At 59.4% G+C, this 17905-nt stretch carries 20 protein-coding genes and 1 tRNA gene; 13 read left to right on the top strand and 8 right to left on the bottom strand.

The genetic code is table 11. From position 1 onward, the window contains the following. The first annotated feature begins 11 nt into the window (after positions 1 to 11). The 5 genes from CK224_RS29395 (at position 12) to CK224_RS29375 (ending at position 8835) form a co-directional block, all read left to right on the top strand. Positions 12 to 2060 carry a type I secretion protein gene (locus CK224_RS29395; RefSeq protein ID WP_141245900.1) on the top strand — a complete coding sequence of 683 codons (2049 nt, stop codon included), beginning with the start codon at positions 12 to 14 and terminating at the stop codon, positions 2058 to 2060. A gap of 992 nt (positions 2061 to 3052) precedes the next feature. Further along, positions 3053 to 5155 carry a type I secretion system permease/ATPase gene (locus CK224_RS29390; protein ID WP_245426313.1) on the top strand — a complete coding sequence of 701 codons (2103 nt, stop codon included), beginning with the start codon at positions 3053 to 3055 and terminating at the stop codon, positions 5153 to 5155. 13 nt (positions 5156 to 5168) lie between these two features. Further along, on the top strand, positions 5169 to 6509 hold the full coding sequence (locus CK224_RS29385; RefSeq protein ID WP_095784222.1) for an HlyD family type I secretion periplasmic adaptor subunit: 1341 nt from the start codon (positions 5169 to 5171) through the stop codon (positions 6507 to 6509). A 33-nt stretch (positions 6510 to 6542) separates the two neighbouring features. Then, positions 6543 to 8153, top strand: a complete 1611-nt coding sequence (locus tag CK224_RS29380) for a GNAT family N-acetyltransferase (protein ID WP_095784221.1) — start codon at positions 6543 to 6545, stop codon at positions 8151 to 8153. Between the two features lie 605 nt (positions 8154 to 8758). Further along, a tRNA-Pro gene (locus tag CK224_RS29375) sits at positions 8759 to 8835 on the top strand. 129 nt (positions 8836 to 8964) lie between these two features. On the opposite strand, the gene CK224_RS31065 is transcribed toward CK224_RS29375, so the two are convergent. The 3 genes from CK224_RS31065 to CK224_RS29360 form a co-directional block, all read right to left on the bottom strand. Further along, on the bottom strand, positions 8965 to 9351 hold the full coding sequence (locus CK224_RS31065) for a hypothetical protein (RefSeq protein WP_141245899.1): 387 nt from the start codon (positions 9349 to 9351) through the stop codon (positions 8965 to 8967). Continuing rightward, complete coding sequence (locus tag CK224_RS29365; protein ID WP_095784219.1) at positions 9305 to 9634, bottom strand: hypothetical protein; 330 nt, start codon at positions 9632 to 9634, stop codon at positions 9305 to 9307. The genes CK224_RS31065 and CK224_RS29365 overlap by 47 nt, the downstream gene beginning before the upstream one ends. 192 nt (positions 9635 to 9826) lie before the next feature. Next, on the bottom strand, positions 9827 to 10129 hold the full coding sequence (locus tag CK224_RS29360) for a hypothetical protein (protein ID WP_095784218.1): 303 nt from the start codon (positions 10127 to 10129) through the stop codon (positions 9827 to 9829). A gap of 60 nt (positions 10130 to 10189) precedes the next feature. Between CK224_RS29360 and CK224_RS31580 the strand changes: the two genes are divergently transcribed. The 7 genes from CK224_RS31580 (at position 10190) to CK224_RS29325 (ending at position 14714) form a co-directional block, all read left to right on the top strand. Beyond that, a complete protein-coding gene (locus tag CK224_RS31580; protein ID WP_176478053.1) occupies positions 10190 to 10348 on the top strand; it encodes a DUF1778 domain-containing protein in 159 nt (52 codons plus the stop codon). Positions 10349 to 10630: 282 nt separating this feature from the next. Next, positions 10631 to 10924 carry a hypothetical protein gene (locus CK224_RS29355; RefSeq protein ID WP_141245898.1) on the top strand — a complete coding sequence of 98 codons (294 nt, stop codon included), beginning with the start codon at positions 10631 to 10633 and terminating at the stop codon, positions 10922 to 10924. A gap of 589 nt (positions 10925 to 11513) precedes the next feature. After that, entirely contained in the window at positions 11514 to 12353 is an 840-nt protein-coding gene (locus CK224_RS29345) for a hypothetical protein (protein ID WP_095784215.1), read from the top strand. 679 nt (positions 12354 to 13032) lie between these two features. Then, positions 13033 to 13470, top strand: a complete 438-nt coding sequence (locus CK224_RS29340; RefSeq protein ID WP_095784214.1) for a MucR family transcriptional regulator — start codon at positions 13033 to 13035, stop codon at positions 13468 to 13470. An 81-nt stretch (positions 13471 to 13551) separates the two neighbouring features. Beyond that, positions 13552 to 13722 (top strand): YHYH domain-containing protein, encoded by a 171-nt coding sequence (locus CK224_RS32540; RefSeq protein ID WP_348628416.1) that lies wholly within the window; start codon positions 13552 to 13554, stop codon positions 13720 to 13722. A 63-nt stretch (positions 13723 to 13785) separates the two neighbouring features. Then, positions 13786 to 14064 (top strand): hypothetical protein, encoded by a 279-nt coding sequence (locus CK224_RS29330; RefSeq protein WP_095784212.1) that lies wholly within the window; start codon positions 13786 to 13788, stop codon positions 14062 to 14064. A gap of 377 nt (positions 14065 to 14441) precedes the next feature. Further along, a complete protein-coding gene (locus tag CK224_RS29325; protein ID WP_095784211.1) occupies positions 14442 to 14714 on the top strand; it encodes a hypothetical protein in 273 nt (90 codons plus the stop codon). A 243-nt stretch (positions 14715 to 14957) separates the two neighbouring features. Here the strand turns inward: CK224_RS29325 and CK224_RS29315 are convergent, their stop codons facing one another. Then, positions 14958 to 15848, bottom strand: coding sequence for an RNA ligase family protein (locus CK224_RS29315; RefSeq protein WP_245426311.1), 891 nt, complete (start codon positions 15846 to 15848; stop codon positions 14958 to 14960). A gap of 84 nt (positions 15849 to 15932) precedes the next feature. Between CK224_RS29315 and CK224_RS29310 the strand changes: the two genes are divergently transcribed. Beyond that, positions 15933 to 16115, top strand: a complete 183-nt coding sequence (locus tag CK224_RS29310; protein ID WP_095784209.1) for a hypothetical protein — start codon at positions 15933 to 15935, stop codon at positions 16113 to 16115. 252 nt (positions 16116 to 16367) lie between these two features. Here the strand turns inward: CK224_RS29310 and CK224_RS29305 are convergent, their stop codons facing one another. From CK224_RS29305 to CK224_RS32165, 4 genes are all read right to left on the bottom strand, one after another. Beyond that, on the bottom strand, positions 16368 to 16826 hold the full coding sequence (locus tag CK224_RS29305; protein WP_141245897.1) for a hypothetical protein: 459 nt from the start codon (positions 16824 to 16826) through the stop codon (positions 16368 to 16370). After that, entirely contained in the window at positions 16804 to 17283 is a 480-nt protein-coding gene (locus CK224_RS29300) for a type II toxin-antitoxin system antitoxin SocA domain-containing protein (RefSeq protein ID WP_095784207.1), read from the bottom strand. The genes CK224_RS29305 and CK224_RS29300 overlap by 23 nt, the downstream gene beginning before the upstream one ends. A gap of 179 nt (positions 17284 to 17462) precedes the next feature. Continuing rightward, entirely contained in the window at positions 17463 to 17744 is a 282-nt protein-coding gene (locus tag CK224_RS29295; RefSeq protein ID WP_245426309.1) for a hypothetical protein, read from the bottom strand. 14 nt (positions 17745 to 17758) lie between these two features. Beyond that, positions 17759 to 17896 (bottom strand): anaerobic dehydrogenase, encoded by a 138-nt coding sequence (locus CK224_RS32165; RefSeq protein ID WP_245426307.1) that lies wholly within the window; start codon positions 17894 to 17896, stop codon positions 17759 to 17761. Positions 17897 to 17905 lie beyond the last annotated feature (9 nt).

Raw genomic sequence — 17905 nt, 5'->3', positions numbered from 1 at the left:
CGGAGGCTACCGTGTACACGATGCAGCTGGACAAGATGACCGAGGTCATCTCGCATTTCATCGGCATGTTCGAGATCTCGGTCGAGGAAGCACGGCAGCTAAAGACCTACGACGAGTTCAAGATTGCTGCGGCCACCAAGGAAGAAACTCCCGACCTTCCAAACACGAATGTCAACGTCAAGGCGCCTTATACCCTCGACGACTTCGATCCACACGTTCCGTATATGGGGGTCAAGCCGGACCTGGTGCTGAACACGGTCAGTTCGAGCTTCTGGTACACGCCGCCCGAAATCGTTCAGCACGGCCATCTGAGCCCCGGCCATCATCACTTCCATCTGCCGCATCTGCCGGCTTTCGGTGGCGGCATGGTCCTGCCAAACATCGAACCTCCAGGCGCGATTGCAGCCTACATCAACCAGGAAATCCGCCTGTCCGACAACGACTATGTCGGCGCCGGCGGACATGGGCTGATCTTCACGCCCGCGGCGGTCGACGACAGCAGCCATCTGGCCTCGCTGATGAACGCGGCGGCGGACGTGTCGCCGATCGACGATGTGACGTTGCTGGGCACTCCCGACGACATGGCGGCCGCGGTGGTGACCATGGGCGAACGCATCGCGGCCTACACCGAGGACCCGAGCGGCGAAGCGAACGTCTTCGTCCTGCACCCAGACGCGACTTCAGGCCCGATCTTGGGAACCTATGTCAACGGCCAGCTGGTCGACGATGCCGACGCGCCGAAGGCGGAGGACCACATCAATCTCCTCAAGGAACAGCACCAGGATGACGAGGTTGCCAGCGCTGGACCCGACAAGGACGACTACAACACGCCGCCGGATTCCTCCGATTTCATGTCGGGCTGGGGCAACGGCCTGCTCAGCCCATGCGTTGAAGTGGACACCGGCACCAACACGCTGATCAATTCGGCCGTGCTGACCAACAACTGGACGACGACATCGGTCGTCGCCACTGTCGGCAACAGCTATGAAATCAATGCCATCATCCAGATCAACGCACGCTGCGACACGGATATCGTAAGCTCCTCCCTGAATGGGTGGAAGCTGGGCAACGCCCCCGACGAGGCCTTCAACATCGCCGCGTTCAAGCACATCGACCCGTCGGCCGGCAGCGTGGCGCCAACCGCAGCTGACGGTTTCCCCGCCGCCTGGGTGGTGACGCAGGTCACCGGCGACCTCATCATCACGAACTGGATCCAGCAGTACTGCTTCATGACCGACAACGACACCACGGTTATGTCCTCGTCGGGTGTCAGGACCAGCGTGAGCACCGGCGACAACACGGCGATCAACGACGTGTCGCTGAACGAGCTCGGTCACTACTACGACCTTATCATCATCGGCGGAAACATCTACGACGCCAACATCATCCAGCAGATGAATTTCCTGATCGACAACGATCTCATCGGCGCGGTCGATGGTTTCCAGACATCCGGAGAAGGCTCCTACTCGACCGCCGGCAACCTGCTCTGGAACGATGCGACGATCATCAATGTCGGCGGCCAGAACCACTATGAGGCCTTGCCGACGTCCTATCTTCAAGCGGCCCAGGACTTCGCGGCCGGCAAGGACGCCGGCCCTGGCGACATACTGAACGACCCAGCCTTCGCCGGTATCGGCGCCTTGCGGGTTCTCTACATCTCCGGCGACCTGCTCAACGTGCAGTATGTGTCGCAAACGAACGTGCTGGGCGACAGCGATCAGGTTGCCTTGGCGATGAACCAGTTCGTCGCCCATCCCGAGGCGGAATGGACCGTCACCACCGGCGGTAATCAGGTGGCGAACTTCGCGGGAATCATCGACGTCGACGGAACCGACAAGACCTATGTCGGCGGCGAGCACTATTCGCAGGAGATCCTGATCCAGGCCGACATCATCTCGAGCGATCCTGAACTCGGCGGACAGAATCCGGACGCGCTGGTCAACGAAGCGATCGCGTTCCTGGCCGACGATGCGGGCGCCGATGACACGCAGATGGACCATTTGATAGTCCCGACGCCGGATCATGTTCAGGCGGACGGCGTGCAAACAATATTGGGCTGATCCGGGAACCGGGGGATACAATGACCGATGATCGCGACCTGCCTTGGGACACGTTCGCCGAAGACCTAGAGGCGGCGATGCAGGAGGACGACCAGGGATCGTCGAGTTCCGCGGTGCCTCGCAAGACGCTTTCGAACGCCCTGCGGCAGCATGAGCAGGCGATCGACCGGACCATCAAGACAATCGACAATGCCGTCGGCCAGTTTTACGATGCAGTCCCCCATCGCGAGGTAAAGGCCGGTCAGGACCGACCTTTGCCGCAGGTCGACGGCCGGAGCGCAGTAACCAGTCAGCCGAAACCAGAGCAGGCCACAGCGCCCCTGCCTGCGCACCAGCCAGCGAGAACCCCTGCATCGACCAGCCCGGCTGGGACCAGCCCGGCTGGGCAGGCGGACGGGGGCGGCGTGGTCAGGCAAATCGTCACGCCTCCCACAACGACGAATCCACAGGTCAGCGAAGCGAAGGCGGCCGCGGCCTGCCCCATCAAAATCGCACCCGCCTTGCAGGAGGGGCGAACCGAGGAAAGAGCAAATCCAGTTCTGCAAGCGACAGGCGGGCCACCGAACCTGCCCAACGAGATGCGCGCCAATACAGGGCATCCTCCGGCTTCTTCCCCAGCGCCCAAACCCGTAGCCGCCGTTGACATACCGAACTTCATGGCGCAGCGCCAACTGTGCAAGCCGGAGCCGGCTCCGCAGCCAAGCCAAAGTTCCATCCCCGGCACCACACGGGCGCGTTCGACTGTCGTACCTGAGCCGCTGCCGCCAACGCCAACATTCCAGACGCGACCGGCCGAGTGGCAGGGGCCAGCTTTGACGGCCAAGAAACCTGCTGCTCCGCCTTCAGCCGCCGCTGCAAAAGGTGAGCCGGTGGCCACCGAGCCTCCCGCGACGACAGCGCCGACGATCGACAAACTGAATGTCCCGGCGGACGCGGCGTCGCCGGGGCCACAGCCTGTGCCCCAACGGCCAGCCGAACCCACGCTCAAGCCAATGCCAGCGGCCGAAAGGCAGAATATCCAGGCCAATGCGGCGCCGCCGAGGCCACAGCCAGCGGCCCAACGGCCGGCCGAACCCACGCTCAAGCCAATGCCAGCGGCCGAAAGGCAGAATATCCAGGCCAATGCGGCGCCGCCGAGGCCACAGCCAGCGGCCCAACGGCCAGCCGAACCGCAGGCCAAGGTCGCGCCCGACGAACCAGCCAAGCCGTCGGTAACCGAGATGAAAGACGCGGCAAAGTCGCCCGGCATGATCACCATCGAAGGCGACACTGGTCCCATCAAGACGCAGCAAGGCGGATCTCCCCCAGGAGGTGTGGACGACAAGGGCCGGCGCGGCGGTGGTGGCGGCGGAGGCGGCGCTTTCCACAAGCGCCTCGGCCCGGTCGATTTCGGCGCTTCGCTCAGGGCCGGATTGAGCGCGGTCAGGAAAAACCTGCTGATAGTCATGCTGTTCACGGTCGCCTGCAACATACTGGTCCTGGCGATCCCGATCTATCTGTTCCAGATCTCGGATCGCGTTCTCACCAGCCGTTCCCCCGACACGCTGGTGATGCTGACGGTGGTGATCGTCGGCGCGGTGATGCTGCAGGCGATGTTCGATGCGCTTCGCCGCTTCATCCTGATGCGCACGGCCGTCGAGATGGCGGCCCAATTGGGTGCGCCGATCCTCAGCGCGGCGGCCAGAGCCTCGCTTCACAGCAACGGCAAGGAGTACCAGGTCCTGGGCGACCTGCAGCAACTGAGGACCTTCCTGACCTCCGGCACGCTGCTGTCGTTCCTCGATGCGCCGATGGCTCCATTGATGGTGCTGGTGGTGTTTCTGATCCACCCGCATCAGGGCTTCATCGTCATGACCTCGGCGGTGCTGCTGTTGATCATCACGCTTCTCAACCAGCGCGCGACGGCCGCGACCTTCGGCGAGGCGAACGCGCACCAGAGCAAGGCCAACATCCATCTCGATTCGATGTCGCGCAACTCGCAGATCATCAACGCGCTCGCCATGATCCCCGAGGCCGTGAAGATCTGGGGCAAGGACACCGCAAACTCGCTCAGGGCGCAGGTGATCGCACAAGACCGCAACATCGTCTTTGCCTCCATGTCGAAGGCCGTTCGGCTGCTGACCCAGGTGACGATGCTTGGCTGGGGCGCTCATTTGGCGATCGAAGGGCATCTCACCGGCGGCATGGTCATCGCCGCATCGATCATCGCCGGCCGGGCGCTCGGCCCGATCGAAGGCGCCATCGAGGGCTGGAACCACGTCGTGCATGCCCGCGCCGCCTATGGCCGGATCGCATCGCTGCTGCAATCGTCGCCGCTCAATTTCGAGCGGTTGAACCTGCCGCGTCCCGAGGGCCGTCTCGACGTCGAACGGCTCCTGTTCGTGCCCCAGGGAACGAAGCGGGTTGTGCTGAACGGCATTTCGTTCGCGCTCTCGCCGGGCGATTCGCTGGCCATCATCGGCAATTCGGGCGCCGGCAAGACGACCTTGGGCAAGATGCTGGTCGGGTCGATCCTGCCGACGTCAGGCAACGTACGGCTGGATCTGATGGATCTTCGCAACTGGGATCCACGCCAGTTCGGCGAGAATATCGGCTATCTGCCCCAGGATGTTCAGCTGTTCCCGGCGTCGATCAAGGCCAACATCGCCCGTATGCGTGACGATGCGACCGACGCCGAGATCTACCAAGCGGCGGCGCTGGCCGACGTTCATGAGATGATCTCGACCTTGCCCCACGGCTACGAGACCTTCGTCGCCGCCGACGGAGCGCCGCTTTCCGGCGGGCAGAAGCAGCGCGTCGCGCTTGCGCGCGCGTTCTTCGGCAATCCCCGCCTGGTGGTGCTCGATGAGCCGAATTCGAATCTGGATTCGGCCGGAGACGCGGCACTGGAACGAGCCCTCCAGCACGCCAAGGAAAACAAGATCACGGTGATCACCATCACCCAGCGGCCATCGCTGCTGAAGAGCGTCGACAAGATACTGCTGCTCGTCAACGGCACCGTCGCCCTGTTCGGCATGCGACAGGAAGTGCTGCAGGCCCTTGCAAACCGGGGCTTGAGCATCGAAGGCGGCTCGTTCGGCCATCAGATCCAGTAGCGGGGCCGCAAAGATGACGACCGACATCGCAAAAGTTCACGACATAGAGTGGTATTCCGAGGTGCCGCGCTCGATCTGGAAGCAGACCGCATTTGGCGCGCTGTTGATCACGGTGGCCTTCGGCGGCTTCGGCACCTGGGCTTTCACGGCGCCGCTCGCGTCCGCCATCATCGCCCAGGGCAGCTTTGTCGCAACCGGGCAAAACAAGATCGTCCAGCATCTCGAAGGCGGCATCATCAAGGAAATCCTGGTCAATGAAGGCGACCATGTCAGCCTCGACCAGCCGTTGATAAAGCTCGACGAGACCGCCGCGCAGACCAACGAACGGCAATTGTTCCTGCGCAAGGCGCGGCTCGAAGCGATCGCGGCCCGCCTCAATGCCGAGGTGCAGGGCAGCGGCAAGATCCGATTTCCCGCGATCATCCTCGACAACCGGTTCGATCCGGAGGTCTCCCCGATCATGGAAAGCCAGCAGGCCAACTTCGAGGCCGCGGAACGAAAGCGCGACAGCGACATAGCGCTGTTCGACCAGAACAAGAAGGCCATGGAATTCCGCAACGAAGGCATCGAGGAGCAGATCTCGTCGGTGCGCCGGCAACTGCAATTCCTGAAGGAGGAATATCAGGGCAAGCAAAGGCTCCTCGAGCAGGGCCTGATCCGCGGCACCGAGGTAAAGGCGATCCAGCGCGCGATGGCCGACGCCGATGGCCAGATCGGCAAGATGGTGGCGGAAGTCGCCGAGAACCGCGAACAGATCGTCAGGTTCGAGCAGCAGATCACGCAGACCAAGGATACCTATCGCCAGGCGGCGCTCCAGGAACTGCAAAGCCTGGAGGCCGAACTGGACGCCGTGCGAGAAAAGTCGCGCGAGGCGGAGAACGTGCTTCGCCGCGTAACCATCAAGGCTCCCGAGCCCGGCACGATCATACGCATGTACTATCACACCGCCGGCGGCGTCATCGAGAGCGGCAAGGCGATCCTCGAGATCCTGCCCACGGATGTGCCTCTCGTCATCGAGGCCCAGGTGCCCCGCACCGACATCGACAACATCAAGGTCGGGCAGCAAGCCTCGATCCGGCTGATCGCGCTCAATCGCCGCACGACGCCGGTTCTGGAGGGCGAAGTCTACTATGTCTCGGCAGATGCGTTGCCGGAGATGAGCGGCCCCACGCCCAAGGAAGTCTATCTGGCGCGCGTGCGCGTGCCGGCAAGCGAACTGGCAAAGGTGCATGGTTTTACGCCGACCCCGGGGATGCCCGCCGAGATCCTCGTCGCGACGGAGTCGCGCACATTCTTCAGCTACCTGACGAAGCCGATCGCCGACAGCATGGCGAGAGCCTTCATGGAACAGTGAGACCTACGAACAGGCAATGATTTCGGGGGAACCATGCAGATCGACGTCATCACGAAACGGGAGGAGCTGAACCGGCTCAAGGAGAACTGGGATGATCTCTACCAAAAGGATCCCGAAGCGCAGTTCTTCCTCTCCTGGACGTTCCTGTCGTCCTATATGCGACGCTATGAAGACGCCTGGTCGGTCCTGGCGGCGCGCTCGGGGCCGCCAGGATCTTCCTATGTCGCCCTATTGCCTCTGCGACTGCGCACCAGGCTGAACAAGAAGACCGGTATCTGCCACAACGAGATCAACATGGCCGGCAACTACGCGGCCGACTATGCCGGTATCCTGTGCGCACCGGGCTTTGCCGAGCGCGCGATCCCGGCTCTTGCCAGGCATCTTCTGAAGATGAACTGGGCCAAGCTGCATCTCGAAAATCTGCGCATGTCGGAGAAGCGACGGCGCCTGCTCATCGACAACCTTGCCGACAAGCGGTTGACGGCCCACAAGATGCCGCGCGTCAACAAAACCGACAATGTCGACAATTGCATCTGCCCGGCCGCCGCACTGCCAGGCGATTGGGACAGCTATCTCGAACAAAAGACCAGCTCGAACACGCGCCAGAAGATCAGACGCTTTCTGCGCAAGCTCGATGGATCCGGCGAGTTCCGCATCACCCATGCCGACGCCTCCACGATAGATCGCGACATCGGCATCATCCTCGAAATGTGGCGGATCAAATGGGCGCCGCGGAAGGGCAACCTCCTGCCTGGCCTAGTCAGGTCCAACCGGATCCTGTTCAAGGACGCCTTCGAAAGCGGAACGCTGTTCCTGCCGATCCTTTGGCAGGGCGACAAGCCGCTCGGGGGCCTGGCATTCCTGGTCGACCGGGTCAAGAAAACGATGCTGTTCCATCTCGCGGGACGCGACGAGACCGCGAACGACATCCCGTCTGGACTCGTGCTGCACGGCTATTGCATTCGTCATGCGATCGAACAGGGCTTCCGCAGCTACGACTTCCTGCGCGGCAACGAGCCTTACAAGTACTCCTACGGCGTGGAGGAGACCACCATCCATTGCGTCCTGATCAAGACCAGGACCGGTCGCAATCTCGGCGACCGGATCGACGAGAGGTCCGTCGGGAGCGTGCTGGAGCAGGCGACCAAATTCCACGAAGCAGGCAACCTTGCCAACGCCGAAAATGGCTATCGCCAGATCTTGGAGGTCAACCCTCGCCATCCGCGCACGCTTTACGGATTGGGCCAGCTGCTGGCCGCCAAAGGCGACCACTGGTCGGCGGCCGATACTTTCGGATCGCTCGTGGAGATCGCACCGAAATCGGTCAAGGCTTGGTCAAGGCTTGCCGTCGAACTTCAGCTGCTCAGCCGGCACGCGGACGCCGCCGACGCCTTCCGCAAACTGCTTGAGCTCAATCCAGACCTGTCGGGGGCGCGATATGGTCTTGGCCGCAGCCTCGCGCAGCTTAGCCAGTTGGATGAGGCCACCAGGGTGCTGAGCGCCGTCGAGGACAAAGCCGACCCAATGCTTCGCGCTAAAATCCGTCTACAGCTGCGAAAGCTGAAGGAGGACGTAAGTCCGTGCTACATAAAACTGGAGCCGGCAAACGCAGGCGTGTCGGGGCTGGAGCGGATGGACGCCTAGCCATAGCGACGCAACTCGGAGATTCGCTTCTGGTGGGTGCACATGCTGCTATCGGATTTGAAACAAAGGGTTGGATCTGATCGGTGTTGGGGGCGAACGGCGCGAGTCTATCCAGCTCCGCCGTTTCGATGAACGACGTCGCTGGCCCTCGGAACGAGCAGCAGGAAGGGGCGGAAGGGATTTCGCGCCACACATGAAGCTGCGTTTGCTGTTCTTGCGCCTTCGGATTGTATCTTCGCGCGCACGCGCAACGGAAAAATCGACCCTAGCGTCCCTTGCGTCCTAACTTGCTGTTTGTCTGTGGCTTTCAGTCAGCATCCTCCGGCCTCTACCGTCCCTTGCGCATCGAAGCTCAACGGCGGGCGCGGTCGATAGAGATGTTGCTAGGCGCGCATCCGTACGCCACCGCGTATCTCCCGCAGCGACATCGAGACTTACTACATTTTTGACCTTCGACTCGAAAGCAGGAGGGGGAACGACTGGGCAACACTGTGGGACTTTCCGTGGGACTTTGCGTGCCGAACTCTGCCAATGTACGCCGTTCGTTCCGCTCTTCCATTTTGGGGCTTGCTCAAAATGGTTCGGAACCCTATGGGGATGCCGTTCGGAGTGTAGCGCAGCCTGGTAGCGCACCTGATTTGGGATCAGGGGGTCGCGTGTTCGAATCACGCCACTCCGACCATTAAAATCAAATACTTAGCGACTGCAGAAAATGTAGCCACGCATTTTGTAACCACCATGCAGCCACCACATATAAAGTCGCCGCTGCTGAATGGTGAGGATCTTCGCTGTTCGTCGGGCTTGCCCCAGGTCAAAAAGCCATGCGCGTTTTGCGGATTACCTTGACCAGGTCGATATCACCGTCCTGCAGAGCGCGGGATATGGCTTTCGCGTTCACCTCTTTCGAGCCGTTCACCTCGATAATGTAGTAGCGCTCAACCGCCACTCGCAGATCTTCTTTCGTACGAGCAGAAATTTTGACGTCGTATATCATGGCTCCATCCTTTTCCTGCGAGCAGCGGAAGCTGTTGGGTCGGGCCCGCCGAATCACAGGATAGGACGCGCCTGCCGAAAAAAAGTCTTCGCGCACGAAAAAGCCCGCATCCCTTTCGGAAAGCGGGCCTCGCGCGGCAACCGGTCGGTTACGGTGGTCAGTTTCTTGCTTCTTCGATGATTGCCCGAATGAAATCATCGGCATTGGCAAAATGCCGGTGAAAGCCGACCTGCTTCAGAAGTTCGGACTCAACTTCCACCACGCGGTGGGCGACATCGCTATCCCCGAGCGATTCATATTCAGCCACCAATTCGGGGTCGACGTCGCCAGCGTTGAACTGAGCCGCCAGGCTGTCCAATTGAGCAGCCGCCTCCAGGTTTCTTGCTGCGTCGTCGGGATACTCAGATGCCTTCTGCCGGCGCCAGTCAGCAGACCCTTCGAACGATTCAGCCCAAACCGACAGATCAACTGCGTGAAAACTAGTCATATTCTCACTCCTCAATGCGCAAAGCGCGAGTTGATGCCAGCCACACCATTGCAGCAGACATAATCAGTCGTCCCCGCCTTCGCGGGGCATACGTTTTAAGCTGAAGTCTCGCTCAAATGGGCTGGCCCGAAGGCTGCGCGTGCGAGACATGGCCAAGCCAGGCACCGATCCAAAGACCAGCGCAGGACTTTATTAGGACCGCTCTACCAAATTAATGTCAAGCCCGTCTGGCCGATCGCCAGCGAGCCCGCAAATGTACAACTCGTCAGCATCCAGTTCCGCCGGCTCCAAATCCTCCTCGGCAACTATCGCGAATGAGCCGTTGTCGTCATAGACATTCTCGACCTGCCAAAATCCTGCCGCATACGCCGGAGCCAGGACAAATGCTTTCCATCCGTCGCCGTACTGGACGGTCTGGCCAGGGGTGAGTGATGTGCGTTGGGCTGCGTTAAACATGTTGGCGACTCCTCGTTGCGCTTCGATGTTGAACGTCATATAACGATGTTCAACAACCGTCAACAACAATGTTTAACATCGTTCAACAGGAGAGCAAGAATGGTCCGCGCAACGAGCATCGGGATCCGGTTATCTGAAGAGGTCAAGGCGGCGCTCGACAAGGCAGCCAGGGCGGACCGCCGCACTATCTCTGCGTACGTCGAGCTTCTCATCGTTGCTGACCTTGAGGCTAAGGGTCTCTTGCCCAAGGCTGATTAAAATGAAGGCGCGCCCTTATTATCAAGTTCAGGGCGCGCCTGACTGCTGAAGCGTCAGCAGTCGGTCCTCTCGAAAACCAGTCAGCCCGATCCCGGCCGACTGCTGAACAGCCTAGTGGTTCTGCCCGGATCCAGCAACCTTTTTCGGTAGCTAATTCGCCTCACAAAATTGGTAAATTGGTAAGAGATTCAATGGCTTGACCGCGCATCGTATCTTGACCGCTTATCGTATAACGTGCCATTCCCTTCCGTTATGGGTGGGTTAGAAGACAAAATTTTCACAGTGGACGAAGCTGCCGAATACCTGCGCTGGACAAGGCGCGGGCTAATCAAGGTCGCAAAACGACATGGCCTGTGCATGGTTCGCGGACGGGAAGTGACGTTCACCAAGAGCCACATATTGGGCATCATCGAGGCACTGCAGCCCGCGCCGAACAAGCCGCGTGCTTTGACAGTGCGCGGACACATCGATCGTGCGCCATCCGGTTCGGCTTCCCCTAAGATTCGCAAGCTGTTCCTCCAGCGGTCCAACAAGCCATGGGCAAAACGGCTCCTTAAAGAGGAGTTTGGCGAATGACCGGCCGGCCCGACTGCCCCGATTGCCAGGGCGGCGGTATCGTCTTCCTTTGCCCTGATTGGCGGCGTTCTGGCGGCGAGTGCTGCCCAGATGGCGCGGTCCGGATCGGCTGTCCTGGCGAAACCAAGAAATGTGACGAGTGCGACGACAAGGCACTTGCAGAACCTCAGCCCAAATAGGAATATAATCCGCAGATGGGGCGATCACCACGTTGGAGGCGATCGCATGGTACGACGCAACAAACCAAAGGCTTTAACCCAGCCCGATGTGGCTGCATTCTTAGCCGCCGCAGAGGCGCTCCATAATAGCATCGTCGGACCGCGGATTTCGCCTCAGTGCGATCACTACAGATCGATGCAGGACTTACACGAAGTGCTGCTTAAGACCGTAAAGGACATCACCGGCAAAGATGCCGCGTTCATTCGGTGGTTTGGGGCGGGATCGAAGTGAGGCGTGCCGCAGCCTTACCGGCAGGAAGAGATCTCGAGACGACGCTGGCGCAAGCGCACCATGTCGCGTAGGAGGCTGCGGCACGCCCAGCGAGTGGCTTGGCATCCCGGTGGGTTACTTCGTCGTGGGAGGGGATATCATGCTTAAGGGCGAATTCCATGCGATCGTCCATTGCCCGAGTTGCCGCTCGCGCACCGATGTCTGGCTCTACGACGTCCCGGAGCAAGACGAGGTGTCCGGTGAGACAACAACGCAGGACATAATCGAGGAGTGCGAGTTCTGCGGCTGCGAAATGGATTTAGTGATTGCAGCTTACGGAGGGGGATGGACAGCGTTCCTAGCGGAGGATCCCGATGCAGCGTTCGAAATTGAACGTCTAGACTCTGGCTACGATGGTTGGCTCGAAGAATTGCAGCCCGAGCCACATCCGAGCGCCATCTTCTATCAGGCGATGCACGACTGGACGGGGCTCTTGTACTCAATGGGCGACAGGAGATCAGGAGCAGCGGCTGTTAACAGGATGCTGCTTATTCAGCTCTTTTCCATTGTGGAAGCATATTTGTCAGATGCCATCATCAAGCTCGCTTTCGACGATCCTAATGTGACCCAAGCCATTGTGAGATGGCATCCGGATCTGAAAGACGAGCGCGTCTCTCTTCAAAAGGTGGCGTCGGAACCGAATTTGGTTCGTGACATGCTCGTCAGCCAACTTCGCGTGAAAACTCAATTCCACAGGTTTGAGTTTCTTCACGGTATGCTTCGCGCGGCTATTGGGCACCACCTGTTGCCTGGCGACAAAGCCGAGCGGGATCTGATACTACAATCGGTGCACTATCGACATTACTGCGTGCACAGAAACGGTCGTGACACGGATGGCAATATCTTGACTGTCCTGACGCTCGCATATCTGGATGAGTTGGCGGCCCGCTTCAGAGCTCTTGTGGGCCACCTCGCGACAGCAATCAGCGACAGGAGGTAGCTGCCACCGGCCAACCGTAAACACCCGCCTTCTCCATCAGCTATGCAAGACTTCATAGCCCCGGCTATATATTCCGCTCCATGAACTCGTCAGAACGGGCAGAGAACGAGGGCGAAGGTTCAGGTAGCCCACTGGCTTCATTCGATAAGGAAAAGCCCGCCGCCTCGGGGGAGAACGACGGGCTTTTTGCTTAAGGGAGCGGCAGGGGGACAGGCCGCTCGGAGCATATAACTCGCGTCTGACTATTTAGTTCCTGCTGAATTTCGCGTTGTGCCGCAGTGCCGGTCATAGCGCCGATGACCGCCATCCGGTCTTATCGCATGATTTCTCCTTTTGCCAACGAGGCGCAGAGCGCGGCAGCGCGAAGCCGTTTCTCTGTATCGGTGAGAGGCAACGTTGGGGCGATTGACACTGGCGGATCTGGCGGCGGCGCTGGGACGCTTAGAACGACTTCATTGGGATGCCGCGCTTGGCTTGGGCCTCGACCATTTCGTCTCTTGCGCTGGCGCTCTGACAAACTATGCCTCCATAGTCACAGCAACTTCCATTCTGCTTCTGTTGCGGATAACGATTGATTCTCAAACGGATTTAACGGATCAACGCTAAACGCGTGGTGCCTATCCAACAGTTCGGGAAGTTGTAACCGCCAAACTGCGTAAAAGCTACTAGGAGCTCATAAATGACAGAAGAAACAGATGCCCAAAACGTCGATCTAGTCGGCCTGACCGCCGACATCGTTTCGGCCTATGTGGGCAACAATCCCCTCCCCGTCTCCGGATTGCCTGAACTTATCGCATCCATCCATACATCGCTGTCCGGCGTTGGCCAGGCAACCGCAGTCGCGCAACCGAAGCAGGAACCGGCCGTCAATCCGAGGCGTTCGGTGTTTCCCGACTACATCATCTGCCTCGAGGACGGCAAAAAGTTCAAATCCATGAAGCGGCATCTCGACCTGCACTATGGCCTGACGCCCGACGAGTATCGCGAGAAGTGGGGCTTGAAGCCGGATTACCCAATGGTCGCGCCGAACTATGCCGCTCAGCGGTCGACGCTTGCGAAGGCTGCAGGGCTTGGGCGTAACGCTCCTAAGAAGTCACCAGCGAAGTCAAAACGGTAACCCATCTGCCCGGAGCTTGTGCAAAAGGGTTGCAACTCCTTCACTATAAGCCGCTGCGGGCCTTGCATCCGGGCCGCAACAATGATTTGGTCGCGCGAGATTACTTGGGAGGGCAATATGAAAGCAGCAATTCTGGCCGCTTTGACGTCGGTGGCGATTTTTCTGTCGATCAATGCTTACGCGCACAGCGGCGGCACAGATTCGAACGGGTGCCACACGAACCATCAGACCGGTGAATACCATTGCCACTAGGCTAGCAGCCAACCTTAGTCGCTGGTCGGTTGCGAGGCACGCAAGCAACCTAGGTACTTGCGAATGAAAACTCGCGCGTTGCTGCCTGTGGCCGTTGCGATTGCGACAGTAGCCGTGTTTATCACACCTTCCTTTGCTCAGCAAACCTTCGGAGGGAATGACTGCACTGTCGATTGTTCTGGTCACAAGGCCGGCTACGATTGGGCCGAGAAAAACCAAATTTCAGACGGAAGCGATTGCAGTTCCAACAGTCGGTCCTTCAACGAGGGCTGCCAAACGTACCTCGATGATGCGAACCGCGGTTCTGACGAGGACGATGATGGCAACGAAATCGAGGACTAGGCCGGCGCGAGTGCCCGTTAATCCGTCACTCATCCCGCCAGTTCACCCACCTCTCCCCAACGGATCTGCACCAGGCGCCGAAACCGAGCACTGTGTGGAAGGCAACGGATGATCCGACCGCCAACGAGGTGAACTAGGCCCGCCAAGATGCAGCGGCGGGCCTAGCTATCCGGTTCGCTTCTCAAGTCGGTGACACCATCGCCGCAAACCGAACTATATCCCCGGCATCTAAGCAGCTCATTGGCAGATGCGCATCAACAAAAATTCATAGGCATTGGCCGTCACCCGCGTAAGCAACCTGTGTAATCGCGCAGGTTGCGGCACCGGCTTTGATCGGGCAACCTCAGGGTGCACGCAACTGAGGATCAGGTTTAGCTATGGCCGGGATAAAGAAGATCATGAATCCGAGCGACATTCCTGACTTTGTCGACGCGGTGATCGAAGCCGGTTGCGATATCTGCGCTATCGATGATTTTGGTTACGTCATGGTGGACATTCGTCCGAGGCGGCGGAGAGAGGTCGACCGGGTATGCGAAGAATTCGGCGAGAGGCGACATCTGAAGTTCGCGATCATTGCCTACCTTCGCTCAATCGGCCGTTTTGTCGATCTCGATTCGACGGCCGAACACTGGTCGGAGAATTTCCACTAGGCCGCCAAGCCGCCCTCGCGGTTCTGCATCGCCCGGAGAAACACCTCGAAAGGCTGCCGACTTCCTGGCTGATTTCGTCGGGATCGATGCCCTCGGCCTCCGCGGCGTTCATCGCTTCGTCGACTAGGTAGACGATGGCCATAGGATCATCACTAATTGCGTTTGGCAGATGCTGTGCCATCCACCGGTCTAGGAAATTGATCCCACGCGTGCTCATGGCGAGAGAATCCGGGGGGGGCGGCTTTAGGTTCCTTCATCTCGGAAAGCCTGCACGGTCGCATGGCGCAACTTGTGCTCACCGCGGAGAAACTTGACCCGCGCCTTGATCCCGGGCTTGACCCACTCCACCTTGGCGCCGTCGAAAGCCACCGGCACTGGGCGCTGCGGCTTGACCGCCCTGCTCCGCTCTACACGGCGCCACAGACGCTCCTGCGCTTGCCGCGTGAGCGATATCGCAGCCGCACCGGCATACTTGCCCTCGCGAGCCATTAGCGCCGCCGTAGGCTTGCCCGGCTCGCGTTTGATGCCGAGGATCTCGAAGTCTCCAACCTCCCAGCATTTTGTCTTCACCCACGCGTCGGACTTGCCGCCGCGGTACGGGCTGCTGGCGCGCTTGGACACCATGCCCTCGAGCCCCATCTTGTCGATCGCCTGGTAGAACTCGGCGCCACCACCAACGACATGCTCGCTGTATTGAATGAGGCCGTCCGCCGGCTTCACCAGATCCCAGAGTATTGCCTTTCGATCCATCGCTGGCCGTGCGCGCAAGTCCTCACCGTCCAGGTGCAGGATATCGAAAGCCACGAACGCGAGCAGTTCGGCGTTCCACGTCAGTCGTGAGTGCAGCGCGTGGAAGTTCGGCCGGCCATCAGGTTCGGGCGCAATCATCTCGCCATCGAGGATAAATGACTTAGCAGGAAGCTTCTCCGCCGCCGCGACAACCGGCCAGTAGCGCTTTGACCAATCTATGCCCGTTCGGGTGAATGCACGGGCGCCAGCCCAATCGAGGATCACCTGCGTGCGGAAGCCGTCATATTTGATCTCGTGCAGCCACTCGTCGCTGACGGGAGGCGTCTCGACCTGGACCGGCTCGAGCTGACGAATGAACTTCAGCCGCTCAGTGGTGTTAGGCATGCACACACTCCAAAACCGGGATTCAAGCTGCCACGAGGATATCGGTTCCGGAGCATTTTAGCGAAATTGCATGGAAGAGAGGTCATGACGAAGCTTTCCGACCTCGGGCCGCCCATAACCGGTAAACGCCACGGCGGACAACCTCCGTCGCCCAGAGACCATTTCTACAAATGCAGGAGGTGCGGCCAGCTGGTCGATCGCCAGGATCTCCGGCAGGTCATCTGGCATGAGCAGCCGGAGCACGAGCCGCTTGAAATGGATGCTTGAAACAAAAAAAGACCCGCTGCCGAAGCAGCGGGCCGTGGTGAACGGGGTTAGTCGTTCACCTGTCTAGGCAACGCTCGGAACATGGTCGACAGCGCCTGACTGAGACCTTAACCGGACCGATAGAAGTTTTAACGATTGCCGCTGTGCCTGTGGAAATTCAGCCCAACAAAAAACCCGCCAACCTTTCGGATGGCGGGTCGTGTTGTGTGCGGTGCGTTCGGTGAACGGGCGCTCGAAGGCGCGGTCAACTCGTCAGGAATACACTTCGTGGTCTTTGTCCAACCAAACCAGGTAAAATGCGTCTAGGCACCGAAACCCATGAACACGCATCTCCCGGGCCACTCTTAACTCGAAAAATGTAATGTCTTCACTGATCTTGTCGATCTCTGGATGACTCGGGAGCGAATTCCGGTTCTTGTGTGGAGTGTACCCAAAACCAGTCTTATGACCAAGAGAGCCGCCGCTCATCTGAATGTTGTGCCACTTACTTTTGCGAAGCTTTCCGACAAAAGCGCTGAGGGCCTTCAACTCCTCAGGTCTCCACGCGGATAGGCACTGATGCTCGTAATGAAAATACTTGAGGTTGACGTGCGGAACTTCATGCTCCGGCTGGCGACCGAAATTCACTACAATCTTTTCAAGCGGAGAAAGCGTAACCGCGCTCTCCCTCTGAGATTGAGCAATTCGTTTAAGATTCTTCTTTGCCGCCATCAGATGCCGCAGCATACAATTCCGCATAGAAGGAACGCATCGTTTCCTTCTTTATTACATTATTTGATCGCGCCTCTGGCGGCAAGTTACCACGGGCTTCTTTCCAAGGAAGTTCGGCATGTGTCATCTGTTCAAGCTGCTTGGCGGAGAAGCCGCCATAAGAAGCCAAAATCTCCCCCAACAACTCCGCGATCTCAGGCTCAAATTCAGGTAAATGTTTCGGAGCCGGCAATGCATTCCAAGAGGAGCCTTCGTTAGCCCTATAGACGCTCTCCGCCACCGGGCCGTGAGCCCAAGCCTTTAATTCCTCATCGAAGAGCGGGCGTCCCTGTAGCGCGAGCGCCCAAGCCTGCGCATAGTACACGAGCTTCTGAAGCTTCAGATGGGTAATCGAGTCTCCTGATTCCCGGTCAATCGAACCAAGAAACCAGTCGGCTACTTCCAAGGCAGTCGTCATGTGATGCTCCTTCTCCCGGCGCGATCCGAGAGAAGCCTCCGATGAGCTTGAGTCGGGTTATACGTCGGAACGATATGCGCGCACAATACGGCGCCATTGTGCGGCGCACAATTTCATACATTGGCCATCGTGACATACTTCGTTAACGAAATCGTTTCACAGGCGTTCCGCCACCCTCCCTACCCAGCCCGCCTCACCGGACGCTCGAATGCGCGGTCGAGCCGTTCGTGCAATCCGTCGATGCGGCTGCCGACGCTTTCAATGGCGCGAAGCAGTTGCGCCGTCTGCTCCTGCATGCCGGCCTTGGTGGCGAACGTCTCGGCGGCGTGCAACTTGTGCGCGGCCAGGTCGCGCTGCGCCTTGTCGCCCTTCTCGCCCGCTTCCTTGATCAATCCCCACATTCTCCAGAATGCGCCAAAGATGAAACCAATCACGGTAATGCCAAAGGCGACCGCTGCCATGATTTGCTCAGCGGTCACTGGCCCACCTTCCCGCCGACGATCGCGGCGTCGCGCTCCTGGTAGAAGTCGCGCAAGGCCTTCTTGCTGCGACCGCACTCAATGAGCGCCTTGCGGTCCGAAATCCAGAGCCGCTCCCCCGTGATCTGCGTCAACACGCCATC

Source organism: Mesorhizobium sp. WSM3862 (genome assembly GCF_002294985.1).
Classification (GTDB): domain Bacteria; phylum Pseudomonadota; class Alphaproteobacteria; order Rhizobiales; family Rhizobiaceae; genus Mesorhizobium.
This window is presented reverse-complemented; position numbering and strand designations above follow the sequence as displayed.

What these genes read in the sequence shown, in the direction of transcription:
- CK224_RS29390 (WP_245426313.1), top strand. Translation starts at nt 3,053, where the DNA reads ATGCCAGCGGCCGAAAGGCAGAATATCCAGGCCAATGCGGCGCCGCCG.
- CK224_RS29385 (WP_095784222.1), top strand. Translation starts at nt 5,169, where the DNA reads ATGACGACCGACATCGCAAAAGTTCACGACATAGAGTGGTATTCCGAG.
- CK224_RS29380 (WP_095784221.1), top strand. Translation starts at nt 6,543, where the DNA reads ATGCAGATCGACGTCATCACGAAACGGGAGGAGCTGAACCGGCTCAAG.
- CK224_RS31065 (WP_141245899.1), bottom strand. Translation starts at nt 9,351, where the DNA reads ATGCCGATGATTTCATTCGGGCAATCATCGAAGAAGCAAGAAACTGAC.
- CK224_RS29365 (WP_095784219.1), bottom strand. Translation starts at nt 9,634, where the DNA reads ATGACTAGTTTTCACGCAGTTGATCTGTCGGTTTGGGCTGAATCGTTC.
- CK224_RS29360 (WP_095784218.1), bottom strand. Translation starts at nt 10,129, where the DNA reads ATGACGTTCAACATCGAAGCGCAACGAGGAGTCGCCAACATGTTTAAC.
- CK224_RS31580 (WP_176478053.1), top strand. Translation starts at nt 10,190, where the DNA reads ATGGTCCGCGCAACGAGCATCGGGATCCGGTTATCTGAAGAGGTCAAG.
- CK224_RS29345 (WP_095784215.1), top strand. Translation starts at nt 11,514, where the DNA reads ATGCTTAAGGGCGAATTCCATGCGATCGTCCATTGCCCGAGTTGCCGC.
- CK224_RS29340 (WP_095784214.1), top strand. Translation starts at nt 13,033, where the DNA reads ATGACAGAAGAAACAGATGCCCAAAACGTCGATCTAGTCGGCCTGACC.
- CK224_RS32540 (WP_348628416.1), top strand. Translation starts at nt 13,552, where the DNA reads ATGATTTGGTCGCGCGAGATTACTTGGGAGGGCAATATGAAAGCAGCA.
- CK224_RS29330 (WP_095784212.1), top strand. Translation starts at nt 13,786, where the DNA reads ATGAAAACTCGCGCGTTGCTGCCTGTGGCCGTTGCGATTGCGACAGTA.
- CK224_RS29325 (WP_095784211.1), top strand. Translation starts at nt 14,442, where the DNA reads ATGGCCGGGATAAAGAAGATCATGAATCCGAGCGACATTCCTGACTTT.
- CK224_RS29315 (WP_245426311.1), bottom strand. Translation starts at nt 15,848, where the DNA reads ATGCCTAACACCACTGAGCGGCTGAAGTTCATTCGTCAGCTCGAGCCG.
- CK224_RS29310 (WP_095784209.1), top strand. Translation starts at nt 15,933, where the DNA reads ATGACGAAGCTTTCCGACCTCGGGCCGCCCATAACCGGTAAACGCCAC.
- CK224_RS29305 (WP_141245897.1), bottom strand. Translation starts at nt 16,826, where the DNA reads ATGGCGGCAAAGAAGAATCTTAAACGAATTGCTCAATCTCAGAGGGAG.
- CK224_RS29300 (WP_095784207.1), bottom strand. Translation starts at nt 17,283, where the DNA reads ATGACGACTGCCTTGGAAGTAGCCGACTGGTTTCTTGGTTCGATTGAC.
- CK224_RS29295 (WP_245426309.1), bottom strand. Translation starts at nt 17,744, where the DNA reads ATGGCAGCGGTCGCCTTTGGCATTACCGTGATTGGTTTCATCTTTGGC.